Annotated in this window: 13 protein-coding genes; 9 read left to right on the top strand and 4 right to left on the bottom strand. The window is 61.1% G+C overall.

Going from position 1 to position 12,829, the window contains the following annotated elements; all coding sequences use genetic code 11:
- Window positions 1-49: 49 nt before the first annotated feature.
- From ACMU_RS08675 to ACMU_RS08655, 5 genes are all read left to right on the top strand, one after another.
- Complete coding sequence (locus tag ACMU_RS08675; RefSeq protein ID WP_035258434.1) at window positions 50-748, top strand: M48 family metallopeptidase; 699 nt, start codon at window positions 50-52, stop codon at window positions 746-748.
- A 66-nt stretch (window positions 749-814) separates the two neighbouring features.
- Complete coding sequence (locus ACMU_RS08670; RefSeq protein ID WP_035258431.1) at window positions 815-1,069, top strand: DUF6455 family protein; 255 nt, start codon at window positions 815-817, stop codon at window positions 1,067-1,069.
- Window positions 1,070-1,108: 39 nt separating this feature from the next.
- Complete coding sequence (locus ACMU_RS08665; protein ID WP_035258860.1) at window positions 1,109-1,459, top strand: YigZ family protein; 351 nt, start codon at window positions 1,109-1,111, stop codon at window positions 1,457-1,459.
- A gap of 78 nt (window positions 1,460-1,537) precedes the next feature.
- A complete protein-coding gene (locus ACMU_RS08660) occupies window positions 1,538-2,536 on the top strand; it encodes a hypothetical protein (RefSeq protein WP_035258429.1) in 999 nt (332 codons plus the stop codon).
- Window positions 2,533-3,303: a class I SAM-dependent methyltransferase gene (locus tag ACMU_RS08655; protein WP_035258427.1), complete on the top strand. Its 771-nt coding sequence runs from the start codon at window positions 2,533-2,535 to the stop codon at window positions 3,301-3,303. The genes ACMU_RS08660 and ACMU_RS08655 overlap by 4 nt, the downstream gene beginning before the upstream one ends.
- Here ACMU_RS08655 and ACMU_RS08650 read toward each other — a convergent pair whose 3' ends face one another.
- Entirely contained in the window at window positions 3,304-3,894 is a 591-nt protein-coding gene (locus ACMU_RS08650; RefSeq protein WP_035258426.1) for a TetR/AcrR family transcriptional regulator, read from the bottom strand.
- A gap of 100 nt (window positions 3,895-3,994) precedes the next feature.
- Here ACMU_RS08650 and ACMU_RS08645 point away from each other — a divergent pair, with 100 nt between their 5' ends.
- The gene (locus ACMU_RS08645) at window positions 3,995-4,492 is read left to right on the top strand and encodes an anthrone oxygenase family protein (RefSeq protein ID WP_035258424.1); all 498 of its coding nucleotides are present in this window, start codon (window positions 3,995-3,997) and stop codon (window positions 4,490-4,492) included.
- On the opposite strand, the gene ACMU_RS08640 is transcribed toward ACMU_RS08645, so the two are convergent.
- Window positions 4,489-5,097, bottom strand: a complete 609-nt coding sequence (locus ACMU_RS08640; RefSeq protein WP_035258422.1) for a carboxymuconolactone decarboxylase family protein — start codon at window positions 5,095-5,097, stop codon at window positions 4,489-4,491. The genes ACMU_RS08645 and ACMU_RS08640 overlap by 4 nt on opposite strands.
- 184 nt (window positions 5,098-5,281) lie before the next feature.
- Here ACMU_RS08640 and ACMU_RS08635 point away from each other — a divergent pair, with 184 nt between their 5' ends.
- Window positions 5,282-6,613, top strand: coding sequence for a hypothetical protein (locus tag ACMU_RS08635; protein WP_152544561.1), 1,332 nt, complete (start codon window positions 5,282-5,284; stop codon window positions 6,611-6,613).
- Here the strand turns inward: ACMU_RS08635 and rimO are convergent.
- The gene (rimO, locus tag ACMU_RS08630; RefSeq protein WP_035258420.1) at window positions 6,610-7,983 is read right to left on the bottom strand and encodes a 30S ribosomal protein S12 methylthiotransferase RimO; all 1,374 of its coding nucleotides are present in this window, start codon (window positions 7,981-7,983) and stop codon (window positions 6,610-6,612) included. The two genes, ACMU_RS08635 and rimO, sit on opposite strands and share 4 nt — an antisense overlap.
- Window positions 7,984-8,082: 99 nt before the next feature.
- Here rimO and ACMU_RS19715 point away from each other — a divergent pair, with 99 nt between their 5' ends.
- Together ACMU_RS19715 and ACMU_RS08620 are read left to right on the top strand one after the other, a co-directional pair.
- The gene (locus tag ACMU_RS19715; RefSeq protein ID WP_051588189.1) at window positions 8,083-9,459 is read left to right on the top strand and encodes a pentapeptide repeat-containing protein; all 1,377 of its coding nucleotides are present in this window, start codon (window positions 8,083-8,085) and stop codon (window positions 9,457-9,459) included.
- A gap of 63 nt (window positions 9,460-9,522) precedes the next feature.
- Window positions 9,523-11,508, top strand: coding sequence for an AsmA family protein (locus ACMU_RS08620; RefSeq protein WP_035258419.1), 1,986 nt, complete (start codon window positions 9,523-9,525; stop codon window positions 11,506-11,508).
- Between the two features lie 3 nt (window positions 11,509-11,511).
- Here ACMU_RS08620 and ACMU_RS08615 read toward each other — a convergent pair whose 3' ends face one another.
- Window positions 11,512-12,825 carry an MFS transporter gene (locus ACMU_RS08615; protein WP_035258418.1) on the bottom strand — a complete coding sequence of 438 codons (1,314 nt, stop codon included), beginning with the start codon at window positions 12,823-12,825 and terminating at the stop codon, window positions 11,512-11,514.
- Window positions 12,826-12,829: the final 4 nt, after the last annotated feature.

Here is a 12,829-nt window from a genome sequence, read left to right as displayed (position 1 = left end):
CCGCGCCCTCGATATGCAAAAATGGTAGAAAAGGTCGGAGAATACGCAGATGTGGCGATGGATTGCAGCGGGCTTGATCGCGATGCTCGTGGCCGGGTGCGAACCCGTGCCTCCGGTCGCTGTATCTCCGGCACAGCCCACTGACGGCCGGCTGGATGCCGAAGCGGCCGTGCGCAATTTCGTCGAGGTTCTGACCGCGGTTGAGCCCGTGGCCGAGGCCGAATGCGCCCGCAGAACCACCGGGGTGAACTGCGACTTTGCCATCTTTGTTGACGCGGACCCGCGGGCCGCCGCCAACGCGTTTCAAAGCCTCGGCCGGTCGGGTCAGCCGCGGATCACGTTCACCATTGCCCTGATTGCCGAGGCACGAAACGTGGACGAACTGGCATTCATTCTGGGTCACGAGGCGGCACATCACATCGAAGGCCATTTGGAAATTCGGGCGCAAACGGCCGCTGTCGGCGCTGAAATCATCGAAAACGCGGCCTCGCAAGCAGGCGCCACGGGGCGCGAGTTGCGTCGTGCGCGTCACTTCGGTGCGTTCCTTGGAGCGCGCGTATTCAGCCAAGAGATGGAATTGGAAGCCGATGCCATGGGCGCCCGCATTGCTGCGCTGGCCGGATATGACCCGGTCCGCGGCGCGGCGTTCTTCAACCGCATTCCTGACCCCGGCGAAACCTTCTTGGGCACCCATCCCCCCAATGCACTGCGCCTTCAGGCGGTGCGAAAGGCCGCAAGCGGGATTTGATCCCGATCAAGGCGCCCGCACACGAACCATGGCAGCCTGATGGTGATTTCACCACAGGAGGATGTCATGAAACCGCTCGGCAACACGATGGAGCATTTTTGGAAAATGAACACTATGGCGCGTGTCACGGGCGTGGACCCAGCCGAGTCCTACGAAAAAGGAGACCTTTCAACCGCTGAATGGGCGGAAATGGTGACCCGATGCCGGGGGTGTGACTGGGTTGATGGTTGCACACGTTTTCTCGAAATGCACGTCGAAGGCGACGCCGAGGTGCCGGATGCCTGCGCAAATGCCGAGATCTACAAGCGCCTGCAACCCTGACCTCTTTACCTTCGCGGCGCACCCATGCAGGGTCGCGCAATGCGACAGATTGAAAACGTTCTCACCGATCGCGGGTCCAAATACGCGGTCTCGGGTGGCCCCGCCCACAGCCGGGCCGAGGTGGACGCGTTTTTGAAGACACTTAAGCGCACAAAGAAATACGCAAAGGCCACACATAACAGCTGGGCCGTGCTGCTGCCTGAGGGGCCATTGAAGTCAGACGATGGCGAATCGGGGGCGGGCATGGTGATCATCCGCATGCTGGAACGTGCGGGGCTGCACAACCACGTCGTTGTCGTGACCCGCTGGTATGGCGGCAAACATCTGGGCGGTGACCGGTTCCGCCATGTGCAGGAATCGGTGCGTGTGTATCTGGCCGGCATGTCCTGATCGGTAAAAAACGTTGCGCGGGGCTGCGCCCTCTGACAGGTTTCGGGCATTGGTTTTCAGTGATTGCGTAGGGACATTATGGCCCAGGATGATATTGAAGGCACCGCCGACCGCGACGGGGTGGTGGGTATAGAACGCTCTCCCTTCGGACTGCCACGTGAACAATTGGCCGATTGGCTGTCCCACGATCCCGAGGGGCTGGCCCGTATGGCGGCGGACGTGATCCGGCAAGGCGGCGCGACGCCTATGCCGCAATTCCAGACCGCGCGCGGCGGGCTGAAGGGCCTGTCGGATCAACTTCTTGGCATCCTCATCGACCGGCTGCAAACCCCGTTGACCCAAATTCTGGATATCGAAAGCGGCAACTTCGTCACGTTGGACAACGAAGACAAACTGCTCGGCTGGTTCGAACGGATCTTCGGCCCATTCTACCCCACCGGTAAAGTGATAGAAAAACGCCACTATGCCCCCGTCTTTGACTTGCGGTTGGGCTTTAACGTGGATCAAACGATCAAGGCCGCCGTGACCTACAAGACGGAAGACAAGCGCAGCGGCTCGATTGTGTTCAAGGCCGATGGCGTGGCCAGCACGCTGAAATTCTGGCGCAACGTGACGGTGGATGACAACTTCCCGGCCATCCCCGGTGACCAACAGGTCGCCCTGCCGGTTTTGATGCGGTTCCGCGAATACGAAAACCATTACCAACCCACCGACAAGCGATACTCGGCCACGGTCCTGCGCGTGTACGAGCCGATCCAGTCGCGGCCCACAGACCCCTATTTTACTCCAATCAACGACGTTAACTGGGGCAATACCGGCCACCCGATCGGCAGCGGCGCCAGCAAGCTGAACAAGACACAAACCGTGGTCGAAGGGGTGTCGTTGGAAAACAAACTGACGCTGGATCTGGGCGACGAACGCAGCGTCGAGATGACCTATACCGCCGAACAGAACTCGACCCTGGCCATTACGCTGACCAGCGAACGTTCCGGGCATTTCTGGCAAGAGTTTGGAAACAACAGTGAAATGATCCGACGAATCGACCAGGTGGATGACGACAAGGAAGAAACATCATGACCGGCCGCCACGTTGGAATGAATCGCGACTATTGGAACGGCATGGCCGATGACTGGGTCGAGCCCGGGCGGCTTGCCTGGGGGTCACCGAATGTCAACTGGGGCATTTGGCGCAATCCAGAGACCGAGGTTCAAATGCTGCCCGAGGATATGCGCGGCATGGATGCGATCGAACTGGGGTGCGGCACGGCCTATATTGCCGCCTGGATGGCCCGGCGCGGCGCAAAGGTGACGGGTATTGATATCTCGTCCGGGCAGTTGGCCACCGCGCGCGAACTTGCGGCCGAGCACAAGATTGATCTGACCTTGATCGAAGGCAATGCCGAGGAAACCGGCCTGCCGGATGCAAGCTTTGACTTTGCGATTTCCGAATATGGCGCGGCGATCTGGTGTGACCCCGACCTGTGGCTGCGCGAGGCGTGGCGCTTGCTGCGCCCCGGCGGGCGGCTGGTTTTTCTGGGCAATCACCCGTTGGTTATGGCATGCACGCCTTGGGACGGCGCAAAATGCGAGCCGACGCTGCACCGCCCGATGCGGGACATGCGCACCTTTGACTGGAGCGAGGTCGAGATTGATCCCGGCGGGTTCGAATTTAATCTCAGCCATGCCGACTGGATGAAGCTTTTTGCCGAAATCGGGTTCACCATCGATGGCTATCTCGAACTGTACGCCCCGCCCGACAACACGCGGGATCTTTTTGCCATCTCTGGAACCTGGGCGCGCGACTACCCATCGGAACAGGTTTGGAAACTGACCAAACCGTTGTGATCAGCTGCGTAGCAAAAGAAGAAATCGAGTGACGGCCAGATCGGCCTCGGCCCGCGTTTCCTCGGTGCCGGGGGCGGGAAGGGTGCCGATCACCCGCCGGATCTGACGGTCGCCGATCAGCAAAGACAGGAAAAGATCGGTTTGCGCGCGCACCTGATCGGCCCGCGCATCCGGCAGCCTTGCGATCAGCGCACTGATCCGTGGGGCGATCTGGTCGCGGCCCTCGGCGGCGATCACCTGTCCCAACTCGCCACTTGCATCGCAGGCTGCGGCGCGGTTCAGAAGGATCGCCTTGTCGCCCAGAACCATCTGCAACAGTGCCGGGGCGGCCTGCCGCAGGCTGTCCTCGGGCGCGGTTTGCGCAACGCGCCCTGCATCAAGCTGGTCACGCAGGTCGCTGGCGTTCCGACGAACCATGGCCGCGAAAAGGCCGCGCTTGTCACCGTACCAGCGATACATCGTCTCGTTCGACGCTTTGGCCGCCCGCGCCACTTTCAGCATCGAGGCACCGCCATACCCTACTTGGGCCAACAGGTCATAGGCCACGCCTTCGATCTGCTGCATCCTGGCATCTTTCTGGTCGTCGCGCATGTCCCTGCCCGGTGAAATCCCATCTTGCAATCTTCCGAACACATCTGTACGCATCAGTCAATCCGTACAGCTATGTACGCATAAGAGATCGGAGTTACTCATGCGCCTCATTGCCCTTTCAACCGGAATCGTTGCCGTGCTGTTTGCCGGTGCCATCTTTGGTTTCTTCTATGCCTGGATCTGTTCAACCATGTGGGGGCTGGACGCCGCCGACCCGCGCATCGCGATCGAGGCGATGCAGGCCATGAATGCCTCGGTCCGCAATGCCACATTTGCCCCGGCTTTCTTTGGTACGCCGTTTGTTTTGTTCCTGGCCGGGTACTGCGCCTTCCGGGTCGGTGCGCGTGCCGCTGTGCTGGCCTTTGTTGCGGGCGGGGCGGTCTGTGCCTTTGGTGGCGTGATCCTGACCATGTCGGTCAACGTGCCGATGAACGAGGCGCTGGCCCTTGTCGATATCCCGTCGGATCGCGACGCGGCCGCTGACATCTGGGACGCTTATTCGCAACCATGGCAGGTCTGGAACATCACCCGCACCATCGCGTCGGGCGTTGCTCTGGCCCTTGCGGCCACCGGCGTGGCAGCCCTCGGTCGGGCCTAGTGATGTGACCAGTCGTCGGGGTTTTCTGAATTTCCCGGCGACAGGCCCAGCACATCCCCTTGGGTGGAACAACCCAGCCCCAGCACCGTGCGGTTGGCATAGGCAAAATAGGCGGTGACCTGGTTGATCTCGAGGATCTCGCCATCGTCCCAACCCGCGGCGCGCAATGTGGCCATGTCGCCCTCGGTCACGCTGGCCGGCGCTTCGGTCAGTTTGCGCGCATAGTCCAGCGCGGCTATCTGCGCGTCGGTCAAGCCGGTTTGGTTGGGCGCGGCGGCCTCCAGCCCTGCGCGGACTGCCTGCGCCCGCGCCGGATCGTCCAGCAGGCGCGACAGACCGGCAAAATGGTGTTCCACACAATAGTCGCAGCGGTTCAGCAGGCTGACCCAGACCCCGAGCACCTCCAGAAACCATTTCGGCACCACATTGCCGGTGTGGTGCAGCACGTTCTTATACAGCGCCATATGCCCCTCCATCGAATGGGGGCGCAGGCTGTGGGCCATCATGATGTTGTCGACATTGTCGCCCGGCCCCTTCACCCGGTCGTAAAGGCGGCGCAATCGGCCAGAGCTTTCGGCATAGGGGACGGTTTTGATCCAGGCCATGTCGGGTTCCTTTGTGACACCCCCGCCAAGGAACGCGGGTTCGCGACAAGATGCAACCCTGCGCGTAAAACGGCAAGGCAGCCACCAGTTATTATGGAGAAATGGAAACGCAAGAAATTTACGTTGTGGTTGAAGCAAAAAGCGTATTGCGGTTACGCTGGGATCAACTTTGAGGGGATTACATATGGTTCGTCCAGATTTTCTTAGCCAAGGCGAAGTTGCACGCCTTTTCCCGGTTTTGGCAACAACCTCAAAAGAGGGAAGAACAACATCAATTGTTTTGTCCTGCCTTGCGCTAGTTGAAGAGTTTGGCGTGGAGCTGTTAGGGACAGTCGGACAGCGTGTTGGAAAACGAACCACCGTGCAAGCGTACACAGAGATTGTATTCAAAACCGAAAAGAACATCTCAAAGGACCGCCCCGACGGGCTGATCGTGGTAAAAACGGGTGCTCGCGAATGGCGGGCAATTGTGGAATCCAAAGTGGGGAACGCACAACTTACTGCCGAGCAAATTGAAAAGTACCGTGTCCTAGCAAAGGACAACGGTATCGACTGCGTGATCTCTATCTCAAACCAATTCGCCACTAGACCCCAACAACATCCAGTCGAAGAAGTTCGTAGAAGCCGCTCAAAGCTGCCCGTGTTTCATTGGTCTTGGATGTTCATACGAACCGCCGCAGAATTGTTGATAAACAACCAATCGGTTTCAGACGGCAAACATCTGATTATACTGGAGGAGTTGGTCCGGTTTCTTACCCACGAGAGTGCAGGAGTTAAAGGGTTTGACCGTATGCCTCCAGAGTGGACCGACCTCAACCGGCAAATCTCGGCAGGTGGAAAGGTTATTCCCAAGTCTTCAGAAGTTGCCGTAGTTATAGAAGCTTGGCACCAGGAAACAAAGGACCTTTCGTTGATTCTGACCCGAGAAACTGAAACTCCAGTCCATCAAAAATTGCCACGCAAACACCTTAATGATCCTGCAGAGAGATTTAAGGACGATCTTATTCTGCTCAGGGAATCTCATCAACTGAGTGTCTCTTTGGATGTTCCTCATGCAGCAGCGCCTTTGGACATTGTCGCCGACTTAAATCGGCGTACCGTCGAGGTGGGTATGACAATCCGCGCACCTGAAGATAGGCGTTCTTCCAAGGCAAGATTGAATTGGTTGTTAAGACAACTCAAAACTGAAAAGTCGGAGGATGTATTTGTCAGGTTTTCGTGGCCCGGTAGGAGCGAAAATACTGTACACGCTTTAAGCGATCTACGTGCCGACCCCGGCTTGTGCGAACAAGACAAGAGCGATTTGCAGGTGATTAGCTTCCATGTCTACTTGGCAAGGCGGCTAGGAGCCAAATTTACGCAACAAGCGAACTTTGTTGCTGAGCTCGAAGGAATGGTCCCCGAATTCTATCGTGAAATTGGCCAAAATCTAACTGTGTGGCAGAAGCCTGCGCCGAAAATTCGGGAGGTAGTTACCGAAGTTGTAGAGAACGACGATGAAAAAGGTACGGATTAAACTACGCCGCCCCACAGGTCGTATTCACCGGCCTCGTCCACCTCAACCGTCACGATCTGACCCACCCGCAGCCCCTCGGTGCCTTCGTCGATAAAGAGGTTGCCGTCGATCTCGGGCGCGTCGGCTTTGGTGCGGCAGGTGGCGATGCCGTCTTCGTCGATATCATCCACGATCACCTCCATCCGGGTGCCAACCTTGGCGGCCAGCTTGGCCTCGGATATCGCCTGCGCCTTCTCCATGAACCGGTTCCAGCGGTCTTGTTTCACCTCATCCGGCACATGGTCGGGCAGGGTATTGGACCGGGCACCATCGACGTTTTCGTATTGAAAACAGCCCACCCGGTCCAGCTGCGCCTCGTCCATCCAGTCCAGCAGGGTCTGGAACTCCGCCTCGGTCTCGCCCGGATAACCCACGATAAAGGTCGACCGAAGGGTGATATCAGGGCAGTCGCGCCGCCACGCCGCGATCTCGTCCAGCGTTTTGGCCGCCGCCGCGGGCCGGGCCATCCGGCGCAGCGTGTCGGGATGGGCGTGCTGGAACGGGATGTCCAGATAGGGCAGGATCAGCCCCTCGGCCATCAGCGGGATCAGCTGACGCACATGCGGATAGGGATACACGTAATGCAGCCGCACCCAGGCGCCCAGACCGCCCAGATCGCGGGCCAGATCGGTGATATGGGCGCGGTGGCCGTTCGCCTCGGCATGTTTGATATCCACGCCATAGGCGCTGGTGTCCTGGCTGATCACCAGCAGCTCTTTCACCCCGGCCTCCACCAGCTTCTCCGCCTCGCGCAGCACCGCATGGGCGGGGCGGCTGGCCAGACGGCCGCGCATATCGGGGATGATGCAGAACTTGCATTTGTGGTTACAGCCCTCGGAGATCTTCAGATAGCTGTAATGGCGCGGGGTCAGCGACACGCCACTGGCCGGCAGCAGGTCGATATAGGGGTCGGGCGCGGGCGGCACGGCGGCATGCACCGCGTCCAGCACCTGTTCATACTGATGCGGCCCCGTGACCGCCAGAACCGAGGGGTGGGTGCCGCGAATGTAATCCTCTTCGGCGCCCAGACAGCCGGTGACGATCACCCGCCCGTTCTCGGCCAACGCCTCGCCAATCGCCTCAAGGCTTTCGGCCTTGGCGCTGTCCAGAAACCCGCAGGTGTTCACAATCACCGCCTCGGCGCCGGTGTAATCGGGGCTGATCGCATAGCCCTCGGCGCGCAGGCGGGTCAGGATGCGCTCGCTGTCCACCAGCGCCTTGGGGCAGCCCAGCGAGACCATGCCAATGGTTGGCTGGCCGGGGCGGGCGGGGTCAGACATACGCGGTTTCGGCGCAAGATCAGGGCGGAGGTCGGGCGGATTGCTGGACATAGGCGCCGTATAGCGACGCGCGCCCGAATATGGAATAGCGCCGTTGCACCCTGCCGCCCCGCGGCATACCCTGCGGTTGTGTGTTCACAGGACGTAACGATGGCCGATCTGACCCCCGCAAATAGGAACCCCTGGTACGTGCTGGCCACGCTTTATGGCGAGCAGGAGGGGGAAATTGATTGGGAACTGGAGCAGCGCAACCGCCGGGTCTGGAACGCCTGGGCCTGTCAGAACATGTCGCCCGAGCGCCGGGCCGAGGTCGCCGTGACCTGCCGCATTGATGTGGAAGAGACCGAAGGCTGGGACGCCATCGCAGACGAGGTTGCACGGCTTCACAAGGAAGAGATGCAAACGCGCAATGGCGATGGGTTCCCCTATCCCGGTCTGCCGGATCCGTCGGACGTAATGGATTGCTCAAAAACCCACTTTCCCAAGTCGGTTGTATTGGAAAAGCGGGTTTTTGCCTCTGCCGCCTACTTCGACTCCGCCACATTCAGCGCCGACGCCAACTTCGAATCCGCCACATTCAGCGCCGACGCCAACTTCGTCTCCGCCAACTTCGTCTCCGCCGCGTTCAGCGCCGACGCCTACTTCGACTCCGCCACGTTCAGCGCCGAAGCCAACTTCGACTCCGCCACATTCAGTGACGTCGCCTACTTCTCCTCCGCCACATTCAGCGCCGACGCCTACTTCGACTCCGCCACATTCAGCGCCGACGCCAACTTCGTCTCCGCCGCGTTCAGCGCCGACGCCAACTTCGACTCCGCCACTTTTGACGGGCCGGTCTTCTTCGACAATTCGGAATTTGGAACGGCAAAGCGCAGCAAACCCGCCCCCGTCACGTTCGCCGGGGCGCAGTTTGCCCGGCCCACCAGTTTTCGGCTGGCCAAGTTCCATCAGACCTTCCCTGATCTCAGCGGGGCCATCCTGCACGATCAAACCACCTTCACCGCGCGCGATGGGCATTGGCCGGTGCAGATTGACAGGCCCAAAGACCAAGACGCCCTGATCGCCGCGCGGGAATCTGCGGCCACCATCCGGCATGTGGTGGGCAAACAGGGCCTGCCGGAAGACGAACATTTCTTTTTCCGCAAGGAAATGGGGTTTGCCCGGCGCGTCGGGTCGATCTGGCAACGGCTGCCCTATTTCGCCTTTTGGGTGTTTTCGAACTACGGCTATTCCATCGCGCGGCCCATGAGGTGGCTGGCGCTGCTGTTCACAGTTCCGTCCCTGTACTACGGCTGCTATTTTTTTGGCCAGAACGGGGCTTCGCTCACCGAGCGGTTCCTCGGCGCCGTTGGCCTGTCCTTCTCGTCCATCTTCAACTTCTTCGGGTTTCAGCGCAGCTTTTTTCGCGATGAGATCGACCAGTTTGATACGGTGATGGCCCTTCTCAGCGGAACGCAGACGGTCATGGGCTATATCCTGCTGTTTTTCCTGGCGCTGGGCCTGCGGCAGCGGTTTCGCCTGCGGTAGGGGATTGTTGCACGGCCCGCCTGTGCGTAGGTTTCCCGCAAACGCTATTCACAAGGGGTGGTCATGCGCTGGTTGATCCGGATTTTCTTTGCCTTGGTGTTGCTGGTCGTTCTGCTGGTGGGGGGGCTGTTCCTGCTGCCGGCGGACAAGATCGGTGATCTGGTTTCCAACCAGGTGGAAAAGGCCACCGGGCGGCACCTGGCGATGTCGGGGCGGCTGGTGCCCTCGGTCTGGCCCGAACCGGGGCTGCGCACCGGCGCGGTCAGCCTGTCGAACGCCGATTGGGCCAGCGACGCGCCCATGTTGCGCGCCGAAGGGTTGACCGTGGGGCTGGATATGCAGGCGTTGCTGGGCGGGCAGGTCAAGCTGCGCGAGATCACGATCCTGTCGCCGGACATCGTGTTGGAGCGTCACAGCGACGGGCGCGCCAACTGGGTGCTTGCGCCGGAAACCGCGCCCACCCAAGCGTCCGAAGGCACGCAGAGCAGCGCTCAGGCAACGCCCGCGGCACCTCCGACGATCGAGACGCTGACCATTCGCGATGGGCGTTTGCGCTTTGTTGATCATGGCACCGGGCAGGCGCTGGACCTGCAGAACGTGACGCTGAACCTTGCCGCGCCGGATCCCGGTCAACCGGTTGCGGTGGATCTGTCGGGGCGGCTGCGCGGGCAGGATTTCGCGGCCTCTACCAAGCTGGGCGCCCTGGCCGCGCTCATGGCGGGGCAGGTCAGCCCGGTCAGCTTTGACTTTGCAGCCGGTGACGCGCGCATTGCTTTTGACGGACGCGCGGGATTGGCGCCGCTGGCTGCCACCGGCGCGCTGGAGGTTGATGTCAGCGATCTGGCGCCGCTTTTTGCCCTGTCTGGCACGACGCCACCCAACCTGCCCGCTGGTTTTGGGCAGGCCGTCAAGCTTAACACACAGCTGACCCTTGCCCCCGAAGGCTCCGCCCATTTGCGCGAATTGGTGGTGCAGGTGGATGGAAACCGCGTGACCGGCGCGCTGGACCTGATGCCGGGCGACCGTCCGCGTCTTGTGGGGCGGCTGGATGGTGGTCCCCTGAACCTTGCGGCCCTGACCCCTGCCGCGCAGCACAGCACCGGCGCAAGCGGTGACGCCACCGTCGCGAACACCCCGCAAGGCTGGCCCAAGACGCCGATCGACATCGCACCGCTTGCGTTGATGGAGATGGAGCTTGCCGTCACTGCCGACAGTGTCGATTTCGGGCAGACAAGCCTTGGCCGCCTCAACAGCCTGATCACCCTGACGGACCGTCGCCTTGTGGTCGATATCCGCGATCTGCGGGCGTTCGACGGCCAGATCACCGGCAATTTTGTCATGAATGGCCGCGGCAGTCTGTCTGTCGGCGGTGACCTGACGGCGCGCGGTATTGGTCTGCAACCGCTTTTGTCCACGGCGGGCGACTTTGACCGGTTGACCGGGGCCGCGGATATGAGCCTGGATTTCCTTGGCGTTGGCGGAAATGTCGACGCCATCATGCACAGCCTGAAGGGCAACATGTCGCTGGCGCTTGGGCCGGGTGTTCTGTCGGGCATTAATGTGCGCGAGCGCTGGCGCAACCCGGATGGCACGCCCCAATCGAACACACAGACCGTGTTCAATGGCGCAACGGCCACGTTTCGGATCGAAAACGGTGTGGCACGGACGAATGACTTTCAGGTGGCCTCGGACCGACTGTCGGCCACTGGCAAGGGCGACATCGCTTTGGGACCGCAAACGCTCGACATGTTGCTGACCCCGCGCACCGTCGCTCAGACCGAGGGGCAGGGCGCACTTGTATTGCCGCTGAAAATCCGGGGCCCGTGGTCTGGCCCGAAGCTTTCCGTGGATATTGACGAGTTCGCCAAGGAACAGTGGAAAGCCCAGAATGCCGAACGCCGCGAAGAAGCCGAAGAGCGTGTGCGCGACGAGATTTCGCGCGCTTTGGGCGTTGATCGCGAAGAAGGTGAAACGGTTGAAGATGCCGTGCGCCGCGAACTGCGTGAAAAAGCCCGCGAAGAGTTGTTGAAACGGTTGAAGAAGAACTAGGCCTCAGGGTCTGTGCGGCCAGTTTGGGTGCAGCGCGTCGATCACAACAGGATGGGCGTGGGGGCCTTGCCCGCCTGCCAGATGCGGGTGGTCGGGGGGCAGGTCGTCATGGGCATGTGCAATCGGCGCCCGGCTGTCAGGACGCCACAGCCGCAGCGCCAACACCACGCCAATGGCCGACAGCACGGCCAGCGCGAGCAGGGCCGCCGATAACGATATGCGCCCGCCGATCCACCCGGCCATCGGATAGGTGAACAGCCAGCACAAGTGGCTCAGCGCAAAATGCGCCGCGAAAACAGCGGCTCGATCCCCCGAATGCGCGGACCGGCGCAAAAGCCGCCCGGCCGGGGTCACAAGCGATGAATAGGCCATGCCCAGCAAGACCCACAGCACCAGCAAAGCCAACCAGCTTGTCACACCTATCGCCCCTGCCAGAACCGCCAACAATCCAACCATCACCATCCCGCCAACCAGCATGACCGTCCGGTCTCCGACACGGTCCAAGAGTGGCGGCAATCCCAGTGCCACAACCATGGAACCCGCGCCATAGGATGCCATGGCCACGCCCAACGCCACCTCGCCGCCGCCAAAGGCGCCCCGTACGATGACCACCGTGTTGACGATCACAAAGGCTGACCCCGCGGCCGCAACAAGGGTCAGCGCCAGCAACCCGCGCAGGCGGGGCGTGGCAAGGTAGATGCGGGTGCCCTTGGTCACTCGGGTCCAGAACGGCTGATGCTGGGACTGGGCGGCGGGGATGGCTGCGCGCGCCACCAACAGGGTCGACAGGGCAAAGCCCATAACCGTGCCAAGGAACAGGTTGGAATAGCTCATCAGCCCCAACAGCAGGGCGGCCATCGCAGGGCTCAGCAGCGATTCCAGATCATAGGCCAATCGCGACAGGGACAATGCGCGGGTATACCGCCGCTCGTCTTTCAGAATGTCCGGGATCGTGGCCTGAAAGACCGGGGTGAATGTGGCCGATGCGGCCTGCAATACGAAGATCAGCACGTAGATCTGCCAGATCTCGGTGACAAACGGCAAAGCCACGGCCACCACGGCCCGGATCAGGTCCGCCCCCACCAGCACCGCCTTGCGCGGCAGGTTGGCCAGCGCCGCTGTCGCCAGCGGTGCAAGGCCCACATAGGCCACCATCTTGATGGCGTAAACCGTGCCCAGAACCGTGCCCGCATCTGCGCCAGCCAGATCAAAGGCCAACAAGCCCAACGCAACGCTCAGCAACCCGGTCCCCAGCAACGCTACGACCTGCGCCGCGAAAAGGCGTGCAAAAACGGGGTGGCGAAGCAGGTTCAGCATACGC

This window comes from Actibacterium mucosum KCTC 23349 (assembly GCF_000647975.1).
Classification (GTDB): domain Bacteria; phylum Pseudomonadota; class Alphaproteobacteria; order Rhodobacterales; family Rhodobacteraceae; genus Actibacterium; species Actibacterium mucosum.
Note: the sequence above shows the minus strand (reverse complement) of the source record. Positions and strands in the feature narration are given on the sequence as shown.

What these genes read in the sequence shown, in the direction of transcription:
- ACMU_RS08675 (WP_035258434.1), top strand. Translation starts at nt 50, where the DNA reads ATGTGGCGATGGATTGCAGCGGGCTTGATCGCGATGCTCGTGGCCGGG.
- ACMU_RS08670 (WP_035258431.1), top strand. Translation starts at nt 815, where the DNA reads ATGAAACCGCTCGGCAACACGATGGAGCATTTTTGGAAAATGAACACT.
- ACMU_RS08665 (WP_035258860.1), top strand. Translation starts at nt 1,109, where the DNA reads ATGCGACAGATTGAAAACGTTCTCACCGATCGCGGGTCCAAATACGCG.
- ACMU_RS08660 (WP_035258429.1), top strand. Translation starts at nt 1,538, where the DNA reads ATGGCCCAGGATGATATTGAAGGCACCGCCGACCGCGACGGGGTGGTG.
- ACMU_RS08655 (WP_035258427.1), top strand. Translation starts at nt 2,533, where the DNA reads ATGACCGGCCGCCACGTTGGAATGAATCGCGACTATTGGAACGGCATG.
- ACMU_RS08650 (WP_035258426.1), bottom strand. Translation starts at nt 3,894, where the DNA reads ATGCGCGACGACCAGAAAGATGCCAGGATGCAGCAGATCGAAGGCGTG.
- ACMU_RS08645 (WP_035258424.1), top strand. Translation starts at nt 3,995, where the DNA reads ATGCGCCTCATTGCCCTTTCAACCGGAATCGTTGCCGTGCTGTTTGCC.
- ACMU_RS08640 (WP_035258422.1), bottom strand. Translation starts at nt 5,097, where the DNA reads ATGGCCTGGATCAAAACCGTCCCCTATGCCGAAAGCTCTGGCCGATTG.
- ACMU_RS08635 (WP_152544561.1), top strand. Translation starts at nt 5,282, where the DNA reads ATGGTTCGTCCAGATTTTCTTAGCCAAGGCGAAGTTGCACGCCTTTTC.
- rimO (WP_035258420.1), bottom strand. Translation starts at nt 7,983, where the DNA reads ATGTCCAGCAATCCGCCCGACCTCCGCCCTGATCTTGCGCCGAAACCG.
- ACMU_RS19715 (WP_051588189.1), top strand. Translation starts at nt 8,083, where the DNA reads ATGGCCGATCTGACCCCCGCAAATAGGAACCCCTGGTACGTGCTGGCC.
- ACMU_RS08620 (WP_035258419.1), top strand. Translation starts at nt 9,523, where the DNA reads ATGCGCTGGTTGATCCGGATTTTCTTTGCCTTGGTGTTGCTGGTCGTT.
- ACMU_RS08615 (WP_035258418.1), bottom strand. Translation starts at nt 12,825, where the DNA reads ATGCTGAACCTGCTTCGCCACCCCGTTTTTGCACGCCTTTTCGCGGCG.